Genomic DNA, 21,120 nt, shown 5'->3' on the forward strand with positions numbered 1-21,120 from the left:
AAACCGTCCGCGGGCTTCGGGGCCGCGACACGAGCCCTATGCCGGAAAAACGCTCCCATCGCCGGGCCGCGCGCCGCCGGGCGTTTCAGATTCTCTACGGATTCCACTTCGAAGCGCCGGAATTTTCGCGCGACATCGAACGCGCCGTGCGCCGCGCCCCCCAGGACCCCAACCATCCCGATCCCGACGACGACTACACCCTCACCCTGGTGCGCGGCGTATGGGAACGCACCGCCGAACTCGACGCCCTGGTGGCGGCCCACTCCCAGAACTGGAAGCTCGCGCGCATCGCGCGCATCGAGCTGACCATTCTGCGCCTGGCCCTGTACGAGATGCTCCACCAGCCGGAAATTCCCCTGCGCGTGGCCCTCAACGAGGCCGTGGAGTTGGCCAAGAACTACGGCGACGACAACTCCCCGCCTTTCATCAACGGCATCCTGGACGCGGCGGCCAAGGCCGTGGACCAGGGAAAGCTCGGCCAGCGCAAGCCCCTGGCCAAGACCCCAGCCAAAGACGACACCCCATGAGCAAGTACGATCCCAAGTCCATCGAGGCCAAGTGGCAGAAGGTCTGGGCCGACGGTCGGCATTTCCACGCCGAGGCCGACCCGAAAAAGCCCAAGTACTACGTTTTGGAGATGTTTCCCTATCCCTCCGGGCGCATCCACATGGGCCACGTGCGCGTCTACACCATCGGCGACGTGCTGGCCCGGTTCAAGCGCATGCAGGGCTACAACGTACTCCACCCCATGGGCTGGGATGCCTTCGGCCTGCCGGCCGAAAACGCGGCCATCAAGCGCAACCTGCACCCCGCCAAGTGGACCTACGAAAACATCGCCAACATGCGCGCCCAGTTGCAGCGCATGGGCTATTCCCTGGACTGGGAGCGCGAGCTGGCCACCTGCGACAAGGAATACTACCGCTGGGAGCAGCTCTTTTTCCTCAAGTTCTACGAAAAGGGCCTGGTCTACCGCAAACACTCGCCCCAGAACTGGTGCCCGGACTGCCACACCGTGTTGGCCAACGAACAGGTCATCGACGGCCTGTGCTGGCGCTGCGACTCCCCGGTGGAGCAAAAGGACCTGGAACAGTGGTTCCTGCGCATCACCGCCTACGCCGAGGAACTGCTCAAGGACCTGGACATCCTGGCCGAAGGCTGGCCCGAGCGCGTGCTCACCATGCAGCGCAACTGGATCGGCAAGTCCGTGGGCTGCGAGATCGACTTCCTCCTGGAGGACGGCCCGACCCCCGACGGCGTGAACGCGGTCAAGGTCTTCACCACCCGCCCGGACACCCTCTGGGGCGCCACCTTCATGAGCCTGGCCGCCGAGCATCCCCTGGCCGAGCGCCTCATCACCGGCAAACCGCAGGAAGCCGAGGCCCGCGCCTTCATCGACAAGGTGCGCAACCTCGACCGCATCAAGCGCCAGGCCGACGACCTGGAAAAAGAGGGCGTGTTCACCGGTTCGTACTGCAAAAACCCGGTCACGGGCGAACGCATTCCCATCTATCTGGCCAACTTCGTGCTCATGGGCTACGGCACCGGCGCGGTCATGGCCGTGCCCGCCCACGACCAGCGCGATTTCGAGTTCTCGGCCAAGTATGGCCTGCCTCGCAAGGCGGTGATCCACCCCAAGGGCAAAACCCTGGACGCCTCCACCCTGACCGAGGCCTACGCCGACCCCGGCGTGCTGGCCGACTCGGGCAAATTCTCGGGCATGGAAAGCGAACCGGCCAAGGCGGCCATCGCCGAATGGCTGGAGGCCGAAGGACTGGGCAAGCGCACGGTCAACTACCGCCTGCGCGACTGGAACATCTCGCGCCAGCGCTACTGGGGCGCGCCCATCCCCATGCTGTACTGCCCGAAGTGCGGCGTGGTTCCGGTCCCGGAGTCCGACCTGCCCGTGGTGCTGCCGCTCGACGTCAAGACCCGGCCCGACGGACGTTCCCCCCTGCCCGAGACGCCCGGCTTCGTGGAGGCCGTCTGCCCCAAGTGCGGCGGACCGGCCCGGCGCGAGACCGACACCATGGACACCTTCATGGAGTCGAGCTGGTATTTCCTGCGCTACTGCTCGCCCCAGGACGACACCGCGCCCTTCGACAAGGCGGCCGCGGCCTACTGGTCGCCCGTGGACCAATACGTGGGCGGTATCGAGCACGCCATTTTGCACCTGCTCTACTCCCGCTTCTACGTGAAGGCCCTGCGCGACCTGGGCTATCTGGACCACGACGAGCCCTTCGCCCACCTGCTCACCCAGGGCATGGTGATCAAGGACGGGGCCAAGATGAGCAAGTCCAAGGGCAACGTGGTGGACCCGGACGAAATGGTGGAAAAGTACGGCGCGGACACCACCCGGCTCTTCACCCTGTTCGCCGCCCCGCCGGAAAAGGACCTGGAATGGTCCGACACCGGCATCGAGGGCGCGGCCCGCTTCGCCTCGCGCCTGTGGCGACTGGTCACCGAGGAGTTCGGCGGCGTGCTTTCGCCCACCGGCCCCTGTCTGGCCCTGGACCCGGCCGGGCTCTCGCCGCTCGGACGCGAGCTGCGCCGGCGCGAGCACGCCACCGTGGCCAAGGTGGCCAAGGACATCGAAGGCCAGTTTCAGTTCAATACGGCCATCGCCTCGGTCATGGAGCTGACCAACTTCCTCTTCGCCAATCTGGACGCCCTGCGCGCCCAGACCCAGGACCGCAAGGCCCTGTGTTCGGCCGTGAACAGCCTGCTGGTGGTGCTTTCGCCCATGGCTCCCCACCTGTGCGAGGAACTCTGGCAGGCCATGGGGCACACCAGGCCCCTGTCCCGTCAGCCCTGGCCCGCCTACGATCCGGCGGCCCTGGCCACGGATACCGTGACCGTGGTGGTGCAAGTGCTGGGCAAACTGCGCGGCAAGGTGGAAGTGGCGGCCGACGCGGACGAGGAGTCGGTCAAGCAGGCCGCCATGACCGAGGAGAACGTGGCCCGTCACCTGGCGGGCAAGACCGTGCGCAAGGTCATCTACGTGCCGGGCAAGCTGGTGAACATCGTGGCCAACTAGCCGCCGCGCGCCCTGCGAATTCCCGTGAATCCGCCCCCGGACGAACCGTCGTCCGGGGGCGGATTGCGTTTGGCGCAAACGGCGCGAAAAGACCCGCGGCGTCTATTCGGAACGCAACGAGCGGGTCATGAGGTCGCGCACGGCGGCGGACGGGTCCTTGCCTTCGAAGAGCACGGCGTGCACCTGGGCGGTGATGGGCAGTTCCAGGCCGGTCTGACGGGCCAGGTCGTGCACCGCTTCGGTGGTCTTGACCCCTTCGGCCACGGTCTTCATTTCGCTCAGGATGTCCAGAAGCTTGCGCCCCTGGGCCAAATGCTTGCCGAGCTGGCGGTTGCGGGAAAGATCGCCGGTGCAGGTGAGCACCAGGTCGCCCAGGCCGGAGAGGCCCATGAAGGTCTTGCGGTCGGCCTTGAGGGCCTTGCCCAGTCGGCTCATCTCGGCCAATCCCCGGGTGATGAGCGCAGCGCGGGCGTTGTTGCCGAAGCCCAGTTCGTCGGAAACGCCGGCCGCGATGGCGATGATGTTCTTGACCGCGCCGCCCAGCTCCACGCCGATGACGTCCTTGTTGGTGTAAATGCGGAAATAGTCGGTGGAGAAGAGCTTCTGGGCTTCCTTGGCCAGCTTTTCGTCCTTGCTGCCCAGGGACACGGCCGTGGGCATGCGCCGGATGACCTCGTAGGCGAAGCTGGGGCCGGAGAGCACGCCGTAGCGGGGCTTGAGGCCGGCCAAGGCCTCTTCGCACACCTGGGACATGGTCTTGTGGGTCACCAACTCCACGCCCTTGTTGGCGCAAAGGATGGCGGGCTTTGCCGGCAGGTGGGGACGAAAGTCGGCCAGCACCTCGCGAAAATGCTGACTGGGCACGACGAACAAAAAGAGGTCGCGCCCCTGGCAGGCCTGGCCCCGGTCGATGACGGTCTGGAGGTTGGGAGAGAGCTTGACCCCGGGCATGTACCAGGTGTTCTCGCCCGTGGTCTTGATTTCGGCCAGAAGTTCGCGCTCGCGCACCCACAGACAGACGTCCAGGCCCTTGTTGGCCAGAAGGTCGGCCAGGGTGGTGCCCCAACTGCCGGCTCCGATGACTGTGATCTTCATAGAGTGTCCTTTTCCGACGCGCCCTGGCGGCGCGCGGCGAAGCGGTGTCGGCCCGTGCGGGCCGCCTTGCAACTAGCATACACTGCCTGTAGAGATAAAGCCGCCATTGAGCCCGCCAAGGAGGTCCCATGAGCCGAGCCATGGAATTCAGCGAGTCCGAGCGTCGCATTTTGTCCCTGGTGCAGGGCGACCTGCCGGACGGCCCCGAGCCCTTCGCCGAGGTGGCCCGCCTGGCCGGCGTGGACGAGTCCCAGGTGATCGAACTGCTCCGGTCCCTGAAGGAAGGCGGCCAGATCCGACGTTTCGGGGCCACGCTGCGCCACCAGAAGGCCGGCTACGGCGCCAACGCCATGGTGGCCTGGTTCGTGGACGAGGACGACATGGAACGCGTGGGCGCCTACATGGCCTCGCGCCCCGAGGTGTCGCACTGCTACCACCGGGTCAACTGCCTGGACTGGCCCTACAACCTCTACACCATGGTGCACGCCAAGTCCCGCGCGCAATGCCGCGAGATCGTGGAGGACTTGGCCAAGGCCGTGGGCGGACTCGAATACGACGTCCTGGAAAGCCGGCGCGAATTCAAGAAGACGAGCATGCGCTACTTCTAAAGCGCGTTTCGGACCAGGGCCGACCCGCCGGGCGAAGGGTCGGAATCAAATCTTCCGTACCGAACGGAGCGGCCGCCGGTCTATTCAGGCGTGGTTGAAAGCCGCGGCCCGATCGAGCGCCTCCGCCACCCAAGCGACGAGCGGGCGATGTTCGACGTTCCTCAATGATCGTCCAACGTGTCTTCCGGGCCGAACAGGGCCCGCTTGCCCGCCACCAGGGCTTCCCAGGACGGCTCGGCGAAACCGGTCGCGGTCCGGCGTCCGGGAGTCACCGTGATCTCGCGGGTCCGGCCGTCCCCACTGGCAAGAACCACCACCGGCCCCGCGGCCGAAAGGGCCTTGGGCGCGAACGAGGCCAAAACCGCGCCGGCGTCGGCCAGGGCGGCGTCCGTCCAGACCGCGTCGTCCAGGGGACGCAGCACGGCCAAGGGACTGGGAAAGTCGCGCAGGTCCAGGGTCAGGTCGCCGGGACGGACCTTGGCGGCCAGGATCTTGTTGTCCGCATCGCTTCGGCCCAGAGCCATCCACAGGGGACCGGCCCAGAATTGACGTCCCGCGCCCGCCAACTCGAAATCCTCGACCAGGGGCCGACGGCTGTGGGCGAACACGGGGAAAAACCGACGGGCGCTGTCGTGGTCCGTAAGCCGACACCCCCCGCCCGGTTGGGGAATCTCGGTAACGTCCAACGCCCTGGCCAGAACCATCTGGCCCTTGCGCCCGCGCCCGGAAAAATCGTGCAGCCGTTCGCGGTCCACCAGGCCGGACTCCTCCATGGGCGTGGGCTTCATGTTCTTGGCGCACAGGGGGCGCAACAGCGCCTCGCGCGCGCCGGACCGCTTGGCGATCACGTCCAGGGCGTCGCGGCGTTGGGACATGGGGCGCTGGCCCTTGACCTCGCCCGTGGCCAGGAACTTGGCCCCGTATTCTTCCAGAAGCTCGCGAGCCCGGCTGAGCATGAGGATCTTGCAGTCCACGCAGGGGTTGAGGACCTTTCCCATGCCGTGGGGAGGCCGATGGACCATCATGTCCACGAAGGCCTGTCCGGCCGCAACAGGAACGATGTCCAGGCCATACGCCGCGCGCCAGTGGTCCAGGCGCTCGGGATGGCCGAAAAAGGGACTGACGAAGTGCAGGCAGAGCACGCGAAGGCCCTGGGCCATGAGGGTCTTGGCCGCCAGGATGGAATCCAGTCCGCCGGAGAACAAAAGGAGGGCGTCGTATTCGGGCATCACGGGCTGGTAGCCTCCCGCGCGGCGCAAGGCAAGATGGCCGTTGCCCCTCGGCGCGGCTTTTGCTATGTGCCAAAGGCTTTACAACGCCTTGTTTCCGGGAGATCGCCATGGCCAAAAAGTCCGCAACGTCGGTTCAGGACGCCCGTCTGGAAGCCCTGACCACCGCGCTCACAACCATCGAGCGCAAGTACGGGGCCGGTTCGGTCATGCGCCTCGACGAGGAAACCCACGCGGCCATTCCGTCCATTCCCTCGGGCTCCATCGGCATGGACCTGGCGCTCGGCATCGGCGGCATCCCCAAGGGACGGGTGACCGAGATCTACGGCCCCGAGTCCTCGGGCAAGACCACCCTGGCCCTGCACATCATCGCCGAGGCCCAAAAGCGCGGCGGCACCGCCGCCTTCATCGACGCCGAACACGCACTCGACGTGAACTACGCCAAACGCCTGGGCGTCAAGACCGACGAACTGCTCATCTCCCAGCCGGACTTCGGCGAACAGGCCCTGGACATCGCCGACATGCTGGTGCGCTCCGGCGCGGTGGACGTGGTGGTCATCGACTCGGTGGCCGCGCTGATCCCCCAGGCCGAACTGGAAGGCGAGATGGGCGAGACCCAGGTGGGCTCCCAGGCCCGGCTCATGAGCCACGCCCTGCGCAAGCTCACCGGCACCATCCACAAGTCGCTCACCAGCGTGATCTTCATCAACCAGATCCGCATGAAGATCGGCATGACCGGCTACGGCAGCCCGGAGACTACCTCCGGCGGCAACGCGCTCAAATTCTACGCCTCGGTGCGCATCGACATCCGCCGCATCCAGACCCTCAAGGACAAAGAGGAAGTCTACGGCTCGCGCTGCCGGGTGAAGATCGTGAAAAACAAGGTGGCCCCGCCCTTTCGCGAGGCCCAGTTCGACATACTCTACGGCACCGGCATCTCGCGCGAGGGCGAGATCATCGACATGGGCGTGGAGGCCGGCGTCGTGGACAAGTCCGGCGCGTGGTTCGCCTACGGGACCGAACGCCTGGGACAGGGCCGCGAGAACGTGCGCGCCTTTCTGCAGGAACACCCCGACATCAAAGACCAGATCGAAGAAAAAATATACGTACACCTGGGTTTGCGCGAGCCCCAGGCCGAAACCCAGGAACCGCAAGAACAATAAGACGGACCGCCTGTCGCCGCGCGGCTAGCGCGCGGTTCGCGCGCCCCAGGCGACATCCCGCGTCGCGGGCCGTCTTTTTTCGAGCCCCAAGCGCACCGTCTCAAGGAGACCTTCCCCCGTGATCACCGCTACCGAAATCCGTCGCCGCTTTCTGGCCTACTTCGAAAAACACGGCCACACCGTGGTTTCCAGCTCCTCGCTCGTCCCCCGCGAAGACCCGTCGCTGCTTTTTTGCAACGCGGGCATGGTCCAGTTCAAGAAGGTGTTCCTCGGACAAGACCAGCGCGACTACTCCCGGGCCACCACCTCGCAGAAATGCCTGCGCGTGGGCGGCAAGCACAACGACCTGGAAAACGTGGGTCGCACCGCCCGCCACCACACCTTTTTCGAAATGCTGGGCAACTTCTCCTTCGGCGACTATTTCAAGGAAGAGGCCATCCGTCTGGCCTGGGGATTTCTCACCGAGGAAATGGGCCTGCCCAAGGAAAAGCTCCACGCCACGGTGTTTCGCGACGACGACGAGGCCATCGAACTCTGGAAGACCGTGACCGGCATCCCGCCCGAGCGCATCCACCGCCTGGGCGAAAAGGACAACTTCTGGTCCATGGGCGACACGGGCCCCTGCGGACCGTGCTCCGAGATCCTCATCGACCAGGGCGAGCACATGACCTGCGGACCGGATTGCGGCATCGGCAAGTGCGACTGCGACCGTTTTCTGGAAATCTGGAACCTCGTGTTCATGCAGTACGACCAGATCGAACCCGGCAACCGGGTGGCCCTGCCCAGGCCCTCCATCGACACGGGCATGGGGCTCGAACGCATTTCCGCCGTGTGCCAGGGGGTGTACTCCAACTTCGACTCCGACCTGTTCATCCCCATCATCGAAGCCACGGCCAAGCTGGCCGGCGTGACCTACAAGACCGACGAGGAAACCGACACCGCGCTGCGCGTCATCGCGGACCACTGCCGCTCCATGGTGTTTCTCATCGCGGACTCCATCCTGCCCTCCAACGAGGGGCGGGGCTACATCCTGCGCCGGCTCATCCGCCGGGCCTTCCGCTTCGGTCGTCTCATGGGCCTGAAGGACCCCTTCCTGCACCGGGTCTGTCCCACGGTGGTGGAGGTCATGGGCCCGCAGTACCCCGAGGTGGTGTCCGGCCAGGACTTCATGGTCCGCGTGGTGCGCGAGGAGGAGGAACGCTTCTCCACCACCCTGGACAAGGGCCTGGAAATCCTTGAGGAAGAGATGGGCAAAAACGCCGCGAGCAAGGTCATCCCCGGCGATGCGGCCTTCAAGCTCTACGACACCTACGGCTTCCCCCTGGACATCATCGTGGACGTGGCCGGCAAACAGGGCTTTTCCGTGGACGAGGCGGGATACACGACCTGCATGGCCGAGCAGAAGGCCCGGGCCAAGAAGGCCTGGAAGGGCTCGGGCGAATCCGACGTGGCCGGGCAATTCAAGAGACTGCTGGAAACGGGCTTGAAATCGCGTTTTCTCGGCTACGACACCCTGGAAACCACCTCTCGCGTGGTCGCGCTTCTGGGCGAGGACGGCCTGCCCCGGGAGCGCCTGGCCCAGGGCGAAGGCGGATTCGCGGTGTTCGCGGCCACGCCGTTCTACGGCGAGTCCGGCGGCCAGATGGGTGACACGGGCCTGGTCGAGACCCTGACCGGATCGGCCGACGTGCTCGATTCCCTGAAGCCCAGCCCCGAGCTCACCACCCACAAGGTCTTCGTGAGCGAAGGCGAGTTGCTGCTCGACCAGGAGGCCCGGCTGTCCGTGGACGCCGAGGCCCGCCAGGCCACGGCGCGCAACCACACCTCCACCCACCTGCTCCACGCGGCCCTGCGCAAGGTGCTGGGCGACCACGTCAAGCAGGCCGGGTCCCTGGTGGGGCCGAACCGGCTGCGTTTCGACTTCAATCATTTCAGCGCCCTCACCCCCGAGGAAGTCTCCCAGGTGGAGGACGAGGTGAACCGCGCTCTCCTGGCCGACCTGCCGGTCACCTGCGAGGTCATGGCCTACGACCAGGCCGTGGGCCGGGGCGCCATGGCGCTGTTCGGCGAAAAATACGGCGACGAGGTGCGCCTGATCGAGGTGCCCGGCGTTTCGGCCGAATTGTGCGGCGGCACGCACCTGACGGCCACCGGCCAGGCTGGCGGATTCATGGTGCTTTCCGAGTCCGGCGTGGCCAGCGGGGTGCGGCGCATCGAGGGGGCCACGGGCTGGAACCAGTTGGCGGCGCTTCGGTCCGCGCGTTCCGAGGTGGACGAGGTGGCCGGCATGTTGCGCGCCCGTCCGGGCGAACTGGCCGAAAAGGTCAAGGGCCTGATGGCCCAGATCAAGGCCCTGGGCAAGGAGAAGGAAACCCTCCAGGCCAAGCTGGCCTCGGGCCAGGGCAAGAGCCTGATGGACGGCGTGGAGGAAATACACGGCGTGAAGGTTCTGGCGGCCGAACTGCCCGGAGTGGACATGAAGGCCCTGCGCGAAGCCATGGACGACGTGCGCTCCAAGCTGACCTCGGGCGTGGCCTGCCTGGTCACGGCCACTGCCGAGGGCAAGGTGAGCCTGGCGCTTTCGGTCAGCAAGGACCTGCACAAGCGCTTCACCGCCGGCGGCCTCATCAAGGAAGTCTCGGCCCTGGTGGGCGGCTCGGGCGGCGGCCGGCCGGACATGGCCCAGGCCGGCGGCACCGATCCTTCGGGCATCCCGGCGGCGCTGGCCAAAGTGAAGGAGCTGGTGGCCAAGGGCTAGCAGCCCGCCGCGCGCCGACCGCCTTGGCGACAAGTGTTCAACCGGGCGCGCGCACGGGTTTGCCAAGGGGCTGACTGACCTTTCGCCGAAAGGCCGAACCGATTCCGACACGACACGGGCGTCCTCCGGATGGGGACGCCCGTTTTTTGTGGTCCACCCGGCCGAAACCGCGTACCCTTTCCCCCCTTGCCTGCTTTTCCTTCAGAAGGTATTTATCTTTTTTTCATTCACTTTTTCTGGAGCATACCCCCCATGACCCTCTCCCACGATCTCTACGCCAAGGCCCTGACCCTCATTCCCGGCGGGGTGAACTCGCCCATCCGCGCCTGCAGAGCCGTGGACTGCGAGCCGGTGTTCATCGCCAAGGCCCGGGGAGCGCACCTGTGGGACGAGGACGGCAACAGGTACGTGGACTACGTCATGAGCTGGGGCCCCATGCTGCTGGGCCACGCCGACCCGGTGGTGCACGCGGCCGCCAAGGCCGCCCTCGACAACGGATCGAGCTTCGGCGCGCCCTGCAAGGCCGAGGTGGACCTGGCCGAAAAAATCGTTTCGCTCATGCCCGCCGTGGAGATGGTGCGCATGGTCAACTCCGGTACCGAGGCCACCATGAGCGCCCTGCGCCTGGCGCGAGGCTTTACCGGACGCGACCTGGTCATCAAGTTCGACGGTTGCTACCATGGCCACGCCGACGCCTTTCTGGCCGCCGCCGGATCCGGCGTGGCGGCCCAGGCCGCTCCGGGCACGCCCGGCGTGCCGGCGGCCACGGTGGCCCACACCCTGGTGCTGCCCTTCAACGACCTGGAGGCGGTCAAGGCGGCCTTCGCCGCACGCGGGGCCGAAATAGCGGCCGTGATCGCCGAGCCCGCGCCCGGCAACATGGGCCTGGCCCTGCCCCGCCCCGGTTTTCTGGAAGGACTGCGCGCCCTGTGCGACCAGTACGGAGCGCTGCTCATCTTCGACGAGGTCATCACCGGCTTTCGCCTGGCCCTGGGCGGGGCGCAGGCCCGTTTCGGCGTGCGCCCGGACCTCACCACCCTGGGCAAGATCATCGGCGCGGGCTTTCCCGTGGGAGCCTACGGGGGACGGCGCGACGTGATGGAAAAACTCTCGCCCAGCGGTCCGGTGTTCCAGGCCGGCACGCTCTCCGGCAACCCGGTGGCCATGGCCGCCGGACTGGCCAACCTGCGGGAGCTCGAAAAGCGCGATTACACCGCGCTGGAACACCGCACCAAGGCCTTCGCCGAAGAACTGGCCCACATCCTGCGCTCCAAGGGCCTTCCGGTCACGCTCAACCACATCGCCTCGGCCTTCACCCTCTACTTCACCGACCGCCCCGTGGAGGACATGGCCGCGGCCCGCACCTCGGACGCCACGGTCTACGCGGCCTTCTACCGACATATGCGCGACAACGGGGTCTATCTGGCCTCGCTGGGCTTCGAATGCGCCTTCACCTCCTTCGCCCATACGGACGAAGACCTGGCCCTGACCCTGGACGCGGCCAAGCGCTTTACCGTCTAACCCGGCATGGCCTTCTCTTCGCCTGGCCCGACCGCCTCGACGCGCCCACAGGGGGATTCCAAAGGGAATCATCCCCTTTGGCCGCCGGAGGCGTCTTCCTCTTTCCTCTTTCCCCCCTCCCCCACGCCATGATCCCGGTTCCGGCCGTCTACGCCCTCACGCCCCAGGGCGCGCGTCTGGCCCGCATGCTCGCCAAGGAACTGGGGGGCTCGCTCCACCTGCCTCGCAAACTGGCCGCTTCCGACGAAGCCGGTTTCGAGAGCCTGCCGGCCCTGGTGGCCGAAATCTTTCACGCCCACCCGGCCCACGTGTTCGTGGCCGCCACGGGCATCGTGGTGCGCTCCATCGCGCCACTTTTGCGGGGCAAGGCCGTCGATCCCGCCGTCATCGCCCTGGACCAGGCCGGACGGTTCGCGGTCAGCCTGCTTTCCGGCCATCTCGGCGGGGCCAACGCCCTGGCCCGGCGGGTGGCCTCCCTGACAGGCGGGCAGGCGGTCATCACCACGGCCACGGACACGGCCGGACTCCCCTCGCTGGATCTTCTGGCCAAGGACAGCGGACTGGTCATCGAGAACCTGGAAGCGGTCAAGACCGTGAACGCCGCCCTGCTGGAAGGCGGGATCGTGCAGGTGTTCGATCCGTACAACCGCCTGTCCGTGCCGCTCCAGGCCACCCGACGTTTCGAGTGGGTGGCCTCCCCGCAGGATTTCGAGCCGGGCCGGGCCTGGGTGGCGGTGGACTGGCGCGCGTTCGCCCTGCCCAAGGGCTGCCTGGCCCTGCGGCCCCGGGTGGTCGTAGCCGGGGTGGGCTGCCGCAAGGGGGTTTCGGCCCGGTCCGTTGCGCAACATATTCTGGCGGGCTGCGCCAAGGTCGGGGCGGCTCCGGCCAGTCTGGCGGCCCTGGCCAGCATCGAGGAAAAACGCCAGGAGCCGGGACTTCTCGAAGCGGCCCGCATCCTGGGTCTGGAAACGATCTTCTATCCGGCGTCCAGGCTGGCCCAGGTGACGGTTCCCACGCCCTCGGCCCTGGTGCGCCGCCACATGGGGGTGGACAGCGTATGCGAAGCGGCGGCGATTCTGGCCTCCGGGGCGAGTCGACTACTTCTGACCAAAACCAAGACGGATTCGGTCACCCTGGCCCTGGCGTTGGCCGGCTGACCGTGGTCGGCCTGGGGCCCGGCGACGCGTCCCTGCTGGCTCCCCTGGCCGGCCAGGCGGTGTCCCAGGCTTCGGCCGTGGTGGGGTACTCCACCTACCTGGACCTGCTGGACCCGGCCGTGCTGGAAGGCAAGCGGGTGGTGGCCACCGGCATGATGGGCGAGGTGGAGCGCTGCCGAGCGGCCATTGATTCGGCCCTTTCCGGAGTCGACACGGCGGTGGTTTCCAGCGGAGACGCCGGGGTGTACGGCATGGCCGGCCTGGTGCTCGAAATGCTGGAGGCGCGCGGCCTTCTGGACACCGTGCCCTTCGAGGTGGTGCCGGGCGTGCCGGCCATCGTGGCGGCGGCGGCCCTGCTCGGCGCTCCCCTGACCCACGACTTCGCGGCCGTGAGCCTAAGCGACCTGCTCACCCCCTGGGAAACCATCGTACGCCGTCTGGACCTGGCCGCCGAGGCCGATTTCGTGCTGGGCGTGTACAATCCCCGCTCCAAAAAGCGCGGGGAACTCCTGGCCGAAGCCCTGGCCATCGTGGGCCGCCACCGCGATCCCACGACGCCGGTGGGGTTTGTGCGCAACGCCTGGCGAAAGCAGCAGCAGATCCGCCTGACGACCCTGAAGGACGCCGATCCCGACTGGGCGGACATGCTCACCATCGTGGTGGTGGGCAATTCCCAGACCAGGCTTTGCGGAAAATGGATGCTCACCCCCCGGGGATACGAAGGGAAATACCGCCTGGGGCGTTGAGGAACCCTTTCTTTTCGCCCCCGCCTTGACACAACGTGGAATCTCCACGTACTTTGACGACTGAAATGTTCTCCAGAGGAGGATGGGCACATGAGAAAATCGTTGTTCGTTCTGCTGGCGAGCGCGGCTTTGCTCTGCGCGTTCGGCCTGACGTCGCTTTGGGCGGTGGAGCCTCCCAAAGACATGGTGATTCAGGCCCCCGCGGGTCTGACCGCCACCAAGTCCCCGGTGAAGTTCGCCCACGCGGGCCCCGGTCACAAAGCCCTGGATTGCAAGACCTGCCACCACAACTGGGATGGCAAGTCCGACAAGGGCCTGAAGTGCTCGGACAAGGGCTGTCACGACAACATCGACATGACGAAAAAGGCTGAAGTGAACAATTTTTACAGCGCCTTTCACAAGGGAACCAGCCCGAATAGCTGTTTGGGCTGCCACAGAAAGGCCAAGGCCGAGGGGAAGAACGCCCCCATCGCCTGTAACGCCTGCCATCCGGTGAAGCAGTAGTCGAACAACCCGGCCACGGGCGACGCAGGCCGCCCGTGGCCAGTACTCCGCGAGCGAAGACTCCATGGCCAAAACTCCCGGCGATCCGCATGATCCTGACGATATCATCGAGTTGACGGACATCATCGAGCATGGTCCCGGGGCTCCCAAGGCCTCGGAAGGCGCCGGTGGGGTGGACTTAAGCTTCGAACGCGAGTTGGAAGACCTCTTTTCCGACGTTCCGGACGAGGCCAAAGACAAAGGCGACGCCCTGCCCGGCCTCGAAGACCTGCACATCCCCGAAAGCGGAGAGCCGGCCAAGGCGTCCGAGCCCGACATCGATCTGGAAGGCCTGGACGACCTGCTGGCCGAAGCGGAAAAGAGCCCGCCCAGCGAAGGCTCCGACCTCCCCGAACTGCCGGACGATTTTTCCGACGACCTTTTCGACAAGCCCCTGGAGGACGAGACCGGAACGCAAAGCGCCCCCCAGGAGCACGCGCCGTCCCCTCCCGCCCAGGCGAGCGCCGAACACGGAGCGGCCGGACCGGCCGTGGACGCCCTGGTGGCCCGCATGGACGGGCTCGAGGCCTCCCTTGCCGGGTTGAGCGACAGTCTGCCCCAATCCTGCCGCAACATGATCGACGAGAGCCTGGAGGCCTTGAAGACCGAACTGGGCCAAAGCGCTCCCGACCTGACCGGGCTGGAACGTTCGCTCAAGGACGGCCTGGCCGCCGACCTGGAAACCCGCCTGGCCGAAACCGCCGCCGAGGCGAAAAGCCAGCTCGACGCCCTGCGCACCGAAGTCAGCCAAAGCCTGCCCGACCAGACCGGGCTCGAAGCGAGCCTTTCCGCCAAGCTGGACGAGTCCGCCCAGACCTGGGAAACCCGCTTGGCCGGACTGGAAGCCGGGCTGGAAGAACTGCGCGCCGCCGCCGAGATGCAGGCCCAGGCTTCGGACGAGGCCTCGCAATCCGCATCCACCCAGTTGGCCGCCGATGTGGCCGCTCTTTCGGCCGACGTGGCCGCCCTGCGCCAGGACGCCCCGGACGCCCAGGCCCTGACCGAGACCGTCGCCGCAGCCGTGCTCGAACGCCTTCCCCAGACGCCCGACCTCGCGCCGCGAATCGAAGCCCTGGACGCCAGGATCGAAAGCGTCGAGCAGCGCGCGCAGGACGCCCCGGACGCCCAGGCCCTGACCGAGACCGTCGCCGCAGCCGTGCTCGAACGCCTTCCCCAGACGCCCGACCTCGCGCCGCGAATCGAAGCCCTGGACGCCAGGATCGAAAGCGTCGAGCAGCGCGCGCAGGACGCCCCGGACGCCCAGGCCCTGACCGAGACCGTCGCCGCAGCCGTGCTCGAACGCCTTCCCCAGACGCCCGACCTCGCGCCGCGAATCGAAGCCCTGGACGCCAGGATCGAAAGCGTCGAGCAGCGCGCGCAGGACGCCCCGGACGCCCAGGCCCTGACCGAGACCGTCGCCGCAGCCGTGCTCGAACGCCTTCCCCAGACGCCCGACCTCGCGCCGCGAATCGAAGCCCTGGACGCCAGGATCGAAAGCGTCGAGCAGCGCGCGCAGGACGTCCCGGACGCCCAGGCCCTGACCGAGACCGTCGCCGCAGCCGTGCTCGCACGTCTTCCCCAGACGCCCGACCTCGCGCCGCGAATCGAAGCCCTGGACGCCAGGATCGACGACCTTGAACAGCGCATGCGGGAAGTCCCGGACGTGACCGACAGCCTCAAGCAGGCCGTGGATGGCTTCGGCGATCGCCTTGCCGCGCTGGAATCCGCTCTCGTGGATCTCTCCGCTCCCCCGGCGGCCAAGCCCGACCTGGACGAACGCTTCGACGCCCTCAAGGCCCAGTTGCTGGCCGAGGTGGAGCGCGCCGTACCCCAGGCCGCCGCCCGGATCATCCGCGAGGAGATCCAGGCGCTTCTCGCCCAAGATATGGAATAGTTCGTCTTCCCGACTCGGTTCGTGCAATCGCCCAAAAGGCGCGATAGCTTTGAGTAGTGCCATGGAAGCTCTCGGATTTTGTCTCGGCGCATCCAGTATCGGTCTGGTTCGCGTCGGCTTTTCCGCACAAGGCCGCCCGGTCTTGCTGCATGGTCAAAGTCTCCCCCACGGCGGCGACGCCAGGGGCCTGCTCACCACCCTGCTCGCCCGGTCCAACGGCTGGCGCGCCGCGCCGGCCGCGGTCACGGGACGCAAGTTCCGCGACCTGGTCAACCTGCCGGCCATCAGCGAGCCCGAAGCCGTTGAATTGGCCGCCGCGCACCTGCTGGGCGACCAAAACGCCGACCTCACGGTGCTGTGCGCCGGAGGCGAGACCTTCATGGCCTATCGCCTCGACGCCAAAGGGCTGGTGCGCGAAGTGCTCTCGGGCAACAAGTGCGCCTCGGGCACGGGGGAATTCTTTCTCCAACAATTGGGACGCATGGGTTTGGGCCTGGCCGATCTGGCGGGCATGGACCCCGAGGCCGATCCGTACAAGGTGTCGGGACGATGCTCGGTGTTTTGCAAGTCCGACTGCACCCACGCCCTGAACAAGGGCGCTCCCCGCCAGGAGGTGGCCGCCGGCCTGGGACGCATGATGGCCGGCAAGTGCCTGGAAATCCTGGGCGAACGGGCCAAGGGGAGGGTGCTCCTCACCGGCGGATGCGCGGCCAACCCCTATCTGGTGCGCTTTTTGCGCCGGGAGGTGGGCGAGCTCATCGTGCCCGAGGAAGCCCCCTGGTTCGAGGCCCTGGGCGCGGCGCTCTGGGCGGCGGCCCATGCGCGGCCCTTTGGTCCGGCGGAGGTCTTTCGCACCGGCGGGCAGAGCTTCGCCCGGCTGGCTCCGCTACGCGACGCGCTGCATCTGGTGGAGTTCAAGGAGCACCCCCGGGATACGGCCCGCCCCGGCGACCGGGTTCTGTGCGGCCTGGACGTGGGCTCCACCACCACCAAGGGCGTGATCATGCGTCTGGGCGACCGGGCCATTCTGGCCGGAGAATACCTGCGCACCGACGGCGACCCCATCGGGGCCTCGCGCAAGGTCTACGCCAGCCTGGCCGCACAGTTGCGCGCCCCGGTGGAGGTGGTCGGCCTTGGCGTCACGGGTTCGGGGCGGGCCATCGCGGCCCTGCACGCCGGAGCCACCGCCGCCATCAACGAGATCATCGCCCACGCCGCAGCGGCCGTCCATTTCGATCCCCAGGTGGACACCATCTTCGAAATCGGCGGCCAGGACGCCAAATACACCTTTCTCTTCGCGGGAAATCCCTGCGACTCGGCCATGAACGAAGCCTGCAGCGCGGGCACGGGGTCGTTTCTCGAAGAATCGGCCAAGGAATCGCTCGGCGTGGCCACCACCGACATCGCGGACCTGGCCCTTGGCGCGTCCTACACGCCGAATTTCAACGATCAGTGCGCGGCCTTCATCGGTTCGGATATCAAACTGGCCGTGCAGGAAGGCGTGCCCACCCCGGAAATCCTGGCCGGACTGGTCCATTCGGTGTGCGTCAACTACGTGCGCCGGGTCAAAGGCAGCCGTCAGGTGGGCGAGCGGGTCTTCATGCAGGGCGGCGTGTGTTACAACCGGGCCGTGCCGGCGGCCATGGCCGCGCTCACGGGCAAAACCGTGGTGGTGCCGCCCGAACCGGGGCTCATGGGAGCGCTTGGCGTGGCCATCGAGGTGGAACGGCGCATGCTTCAGGGACACTTGCCGGAGGGCCGTTTCGACCTGGCCGCCCTGGCCGAGTTGCCTGCCCGGTACAAGAAACCCTTCACCTGCCGGGGCGGGCGCGGCGGACAGGCCGGATGCGACCGGGGCTGCACCATCGCCCGCATCGAGGTGGGGGGCAAGGTGCATCCCTTCGGCGGGGCCTGCAACCGGTTCGAAAACTTGCGCCAGGGCCGTCTGGCCGACGCGAGCCGCCTGGACCTGGCGGCCGCACGGCAACGCCGCGTGTTCGCCGGCTTTGCGCCTCCCGCCCCGGGACGCCCCGTGGTGGGACTTTCGCGTTCCTATCTGGTGAACACCTACTTCCCGCTGTTCTCCACGTTCTTTACTGAGCTGGGATTCGCCCCCCTGCTGGCCGACAGCGCGGCGGCCGCAAGGCCCGGCGAACACGGACGGGCGCTGTGCTATCCCGCGCAGATTTCCTACGGATTTCTGGCCGATCTGCTGGAAAAACAGCCCCTGGCCGTGTTTTTGCCCCACCTGACCGCCCAGCCGCTCATGCCCGGACAGGACCATACCTGCACATGCGTCCTGCTTCAGGGGGAACCGTTCTACCTCAAGGCCGCCTTTCCCGAGTTGGGAGAAAACGGCCAGGTGCTCCTGAACCCCACCCTCAATTTCTCCCTGGGCCTCTCCTCGGCCAAGGGAGCCTTCGCCGCCGTCGGGCGCGCCCTGGGCGCGGACCAGTCCGCCTCGGCCCGGGCCTTCGCCCTGGCCGTGGAAGCCCAACGGGCCTGCCGCAACGATCTGGAACGCATGGGACGCGACGCCCTGTCCCTGCTGGCCGATTCGCCCGACCTCACCGGCGTGGTCCTGTTCGGCAGACCCTACAACGCCTTCGCCGCCGAGGCCAACAAGGGCGTGCCCGAAAAGCTGGCCACGCGCGGGGCCCTGGTCATCCCCTGCGACATGCTGCCCCCTCCGCGCAAACTCCTGGAGCCGGAGCGCAACATGTACTGGGGACAGGGCCGGGTCATCCTCGAAGCCGCGCGCCTGACCGCCGCCCACGAAAACCTGTACGGGACCTACGTCACCAACTTTTCCTGCGGACCGGACTCGTTTCTGCTCTCCTATTTCCGAGACGAAATGGGCGACAAGCCCTCCCTTACCCTGGAACTCGACAGCCACACCGCCGGCGCCGGGCTGGAGACCCGCATCGAGGCTTTTCTCGACATCGCGGACATCCACCGCAGACAGGGGACGCGGCGCAAGCCCATCACGCCCGGCCAGCCGTTTGTTCCGGCCAGGCTGGAGGAACGCGCCAGCACCCAGGGCGTGCGCACCTCCGACGGCGAATGGCTGCCCCTCACCCACCCCAGGGTCAAGCTGCTCATGCCCAGCATGAACGCCTACGCCTCGCGCCTGGCGGCCGCGGCCCTGAGCCGGGGCGGGCTGCGCGGCCAGGCCCTGGGACCTCCGGCCCTGGCCGACTTGCGCCGGGGGCAGGGCGTCACCACCTGCAAGGAGTGCCTGCCCCTGCAACTGACCGTGGGTTCCATGCTCGAATACATGGACACCCGGCCCCCAGACGAGGTGAGCGTCTATTTCATGCCCAGCGCCAAGGGCCCCTGCCGCTTCGGCCAGTATCACGTGGCCACCCGGCGACTGATGGAGAAGTTCGCCATTCCCGACGCGGCCATCCTGGCCCCGTGCGCGGACAACGGGTACGCCGGACTGGGCGCCCAGGTCACCATCGGCCTGTGGCGAGCCGCGGTGATCGGCGACCTGTTCGAGGAAATTCGCTCCACTCTGCTGGCCGGAGCCGTGAATGTCCCGGCCGCCCTGGCCGTGCTGGACGAGCGGTTCCGCTTGGCCGTGGACCGTGTGGCCGGTCCCTGGCGTCACCTGCGTGCCACACTGGAAGAAACGGCCCGCGTTCTGGCCCGGCTCCCCCTCAAGGCGCCGTATCGGGACCTGCCCAAAGTGGCCCTGGTTGGCGAAATCTACGTGCGCCACGACCCCCTGTCGCGCCAGCGTCTGGTGGAAAGCCTGGCCGAACGCGGTTTTGTGGTGCGCACGGCCCCCATCAGCGAGTGGGTGTTCTACACCGACTGGATTCTGCGCACCGGACGCACCGGGCCCTACGGCCTCAAGGACCGGCTCAACCAGTGGGTCAAGCGGCGCATCTTCCGCGCCGTGCGCAAGGCCATGGCGCCCTGCGGGCTGTTTTACTCCCATGCTCCCGCCACCGAAGAGCTGGCACGCGCCGCGGAGTCCTTCATTTCTCCCGAACTCACCGGCGAAGCCCTCCTCACCGTGGGCGCGGCCTTCCACGAAATGTTCGCGCCGGCGCTTGGCGTGGTGGCCATCGGTCCCTTCGGCTGCATGCCCACCCGGCTGGCCGAGGCGGTGCTGGCCGAACGCTTCACCACCGAACACCTTGGCCGGCTCTATCCCGACCGCACACGCGGCCTGCCCCCAGAAGCCCGGGGCAAGCTCCCGTTGGTCTGCCTGGAAACCGACGGCGCGCCCTACACCCAACTGGCCGAGGCCCGGCTGGAAGCCTTCCGCCTCCAGGTCGCCCGGCTGCACCGCATCCTGGGCAGCCCCGCCTGACCGGCCAGCCCCCGGAGCCGAAGCCCTTCCGGGGCCGAACCCACGCGTAGCGCCCCTCTTGATCATTTATCCGATCAGGTTTAGTTGTTTTGCAGGGCGTCGCCATTCGGCTGTCCCCCACGACGCCATACACTCGCCAGAAAAGGAGGCCTAGGCATGAGCGTGACCCAAAAATGCCAATACGGACTGCGCGCCCTGTTCGAACTGGCCAAGCGAGAAAACGAGGGAGTCGTGCGGGCCAGCGATATCGCCCAGGCCCAGTCCATACCCAAACGCTTTCTCGACGTGATTCTCAACCAACTGCGCCAGGGCGGATTCGTGGAGTCCATGCGGGGCAAAAAAGGCGGGTTCTATCTCAGCCGGCCGGCCGAAGCCATCAAGGTTGGGGAAGTCGTGCGCTTCATGGACGGCCCCGTGCACGCCATGGACTGCCAACAGGACGGACTCTCCCAACGCTGCCCCCTCAAAGGCCAATGCGTGTTCGAAGAGCTTTGGGACCAGGCCCGGACCGCCCTGGAAGGCGTTTACGACGCCCGCACCCTGGCCGACCTGGTGGAACGCGACAAATGGCTCCAGGGCAACCGGGCAATCGATTTCTCCATCTAATCTGTAGCAAAATGTCTACAAATCGCAAAACCACCTGACATTCTCGTTCGCCAGCCCTTCCCCGCCCGGCGTCCAGGCCGACAAAGTGTAGAGAAAAAGATACAAGAGAGAGAAGGAAAGAATAGAAGACAGGGGAGGGAGCCCCTTTTTTGAAAAAAAGGGGCTCCCTCCCCCCTGCCCCCCTCCCTCTCCAAAAAACTTTCGCTTTAACAGCCCGTTGAAACAGTCGATTCTTGCAGCCTGTTCAAAGAACTTGCTGGCAAGGCGCAAGAAAATAATCAAGCCCGAAGCGAAGTTGGCATCCGTTGAGCGGTGGTCCCTGTCGCCGGCCTCCTTGCCTCCACCCACCTGAAAGTTTTTTGGAGGATGGGGGTTTGGGGGAAGGACCCTTTTGTTCACAAAAGGGTCCTTCCCCCAATCTTCCATTCTTCCTCCCCCTCAA

At 66.8% G+C, this 21,120-nt stretch carries 15 protein-coding genes; 12 read left to right on the plus strand and 3 right to left on the minus strand.

All coding sequences use genetic code 11. The annotated features are described in order from the left end of the window. The first annotated feature begins 38 nt into the window (after window positions 1-38). Together nusB and leuS are read left to right on the plus strand one after the other, a co-directional pair. A complete protein-coding gene (nusB, locus tag ACYQ01_RS09275; RefSeq protein ID WP_459933555.1) occupies window positions 39-527 on the plus strand; it encodes a transcription antitermination factor NusB in 489 nt (162 codons plus the stop codon). Beyond that, complete coding sequence (gene leuS / locus ACYQ01_RS09280; protein WP_459933556.1) at window positions 524-3,034, plus strand: leucine--tRNA ligase; 2,511 nt, start codon at window positions 524-526, stop codon at window positions 3,032-3,034. Before nusB ends, leuS begins: the two co-directional genes overlap by 4 nt. A gap of 102 nt (window positions 3,035-3,136) precedes the next feature. Here leuS and ACYQ01_RS09285 read toward each other — a convergent pair whose 3' ends face one another. Further along, window positions 3,137-4,129 (minus strand): NAD(P)H-dependent glycerol-3-phosphate dehydrogenase, encoded by a 993-nt coding sequence (locus tag ACYQ01_RS09285; RefSeq protein ID WP_459933557.1) that lies wholly within the window; start codon window positions 4,127-4,129, stop codon window positions 3,137-3,139. Between the two features lie 128 nt (window positions 4,130-4,257). On the opposite strand from ACYQ01_RS09285, the gene ahbB reads away from it, so the two are divergent. Continuing rightward, entirely contained in the window at window positions 4,258-4,737 is a 480-nt protein-coding gene (gene ahbB / locus ACYQ01_RS09290) for a siroheme decarboxylase subunit beta (RefSeq protein ID WP_459933558.1), read from the plus strand. Between the two features lie 161 nt (window positions 4,738-4,898). Here the strand turns inward: ahbB and ACYQ01_RS09295 are convergent, their stop codons facing one another. Next, window positions 4,899-5,966, minus strand: a complete 1,068-nt coding sequence (locus tag ACYQ01_RS09295) for an adenine nucleotide alpha hydrolase family protein (RefSeq protein WP_459933908.1) — start codon at window positions 5,964-5,966, stop codon at window positions 4,899-4,901. A gap of 110 nt (window positions 5,967-6,076) precedes the next feature. On the opposite strand from ACYQ01_RS09295, the gene recA reads away from it, so the two are divergent. The 9 genes from recA (at window position 6,077) to ACYQ01_RS09340 (ending at window position 20,678) form a co-directional block, all read left to right on the plus strand. Then, entirely contained in the window at window positions 6,077-7,129 is a 1,053-nt protein-coding gene (gene recA / locus ACYQ01_RS09300) for a recombinase RecA (protein ID WP_459933559.1), read from the plus strand. A gap of 118 nt (window positions 7,130-7,247) precedes the next feature. Continuing rightward, window positions 7,248-9,887 carry an alanine--tRNA ligase gene (alaS, locus tag ACYQ01_RS09305; protein ID WP_459933560.1) on the plus strand — a complete coding sequence of 880 codons (2,640 nt, stop codon included), beginning with the start codon at window positions 7,248-7,250 and terminating at the stop codon, window positions 9,885-9,887. A 252-nt stretch (window positions 9,888-10,139) separates the two neighbouring features. Continuing rightward, on the plus strand, window positions 10,140-11,408 hold the full coding sequence (gene hemL, locus ACYQ01_RS09310) for a glutamate-1-semialdehyde 2,1-aminomutase (RefSeq protein ID WP_459933561.1): 1,269 nt from the start codon (window positions 10,140-10,142) through the stop codon (window positions 11,406-11,408). Between the two features lie 77 nt (window positions 11,409-11,485). Then, window positions 11,486-12,565, plus strand: a complete 1,080-nt coding sequence (locus tag ACYQ01_RS09315; protein WP_459933562.1) for a cobalt-precorrin 5A hydrolase — start codon at window positions 11,486-11,488, stop codon at window positions 12,563-12,565. A 2-nt stretch (window positions 12,566-12,567) separates the two neighbouring features. Then, window positions 12,568-13,311: a precorrin-3B C(17)-methyltransferase gene (cobJ, locus tag ACYQ01_RS09320; protein ID WP_459933563.1), complete on the plus strand. Its 744-nt coding sequence runs from the start codon at window positions 12,568-12,570 to the stop codon at window positions 13,309-13,311. 90 nt (window positions 13,312-13,401) lie between these two features. Then, window positions 13,402-13,815, plus strand: a complete 414-nt coding sequence (locus ACYQ01_RS09325; protein ID WP_459933564.1) for a cytochrome c3 family protein — start codon at window positions 13,402-13,404, stop codon at window positions 13,813-13,815. A 64-nt stretch (window positions 13,816-13,879) separates the two neighbouring features. Then, window positions 13,880-15,748 (plus strand): coiled-coil domain-containing protein, encoded by a 1,869-nt coding sequence (locus ACYQ01_RS09330; protein WP_459933565.1) that lies wholly within the window; start codon window positions 13,880-13,882, stop codon window positions 15,746-15,748. A 142-nt stretch (window positions 15,749-15,890) separates the two neighbouring features. Next, complete coding sequence (locus ACYQ01_RS09335) at window positions 15,891-20,072, plus strand: BadF/BadG/BcrA/BcrD ATPase family protein (RefSeq protein WP_459933566.1); 4,182 nt, start codon at window positions 15,891-15,893, stop codon at window positions 20,070-20,072. Window positions 20,073-20,228: 156 nt separating this feature from the next. After that, window positions 20,229-20,678 (plus strand): RrF2 family transcriptional regulator, encoded by a 450-nt coding sequence (locus ACYQ01_RS09340; protein WP_459933567.1) that lies wholly within the window; start codon window positions 20,229-20,231, stop codon window positions 20,676-20,678. A 15-nt stretch (window positions 20,679-20,693) separates the two neighbouring features. Here the strand turns inward: ACYQ01_RS09340 and ACYQ01_RS09345 are convergent, their stop codons facing one another. Beyond that, window positions 20,694-21,104 (minus strand): hypothetical protein, encoded by a 411-nt coding sequence (locus tag ACYQ01_RS09345; protein ID WP_459933568.1) that lies wholly within the window; start codon window positions 21,102-21,104, stop codon window positions 20,694-20,696. Window positions 21,105-21,120: the final 16 nt, after the last annotated feature.

Source organism: Fundidesulfovibrio butyratiphilus (assembly GCF_054657235.1).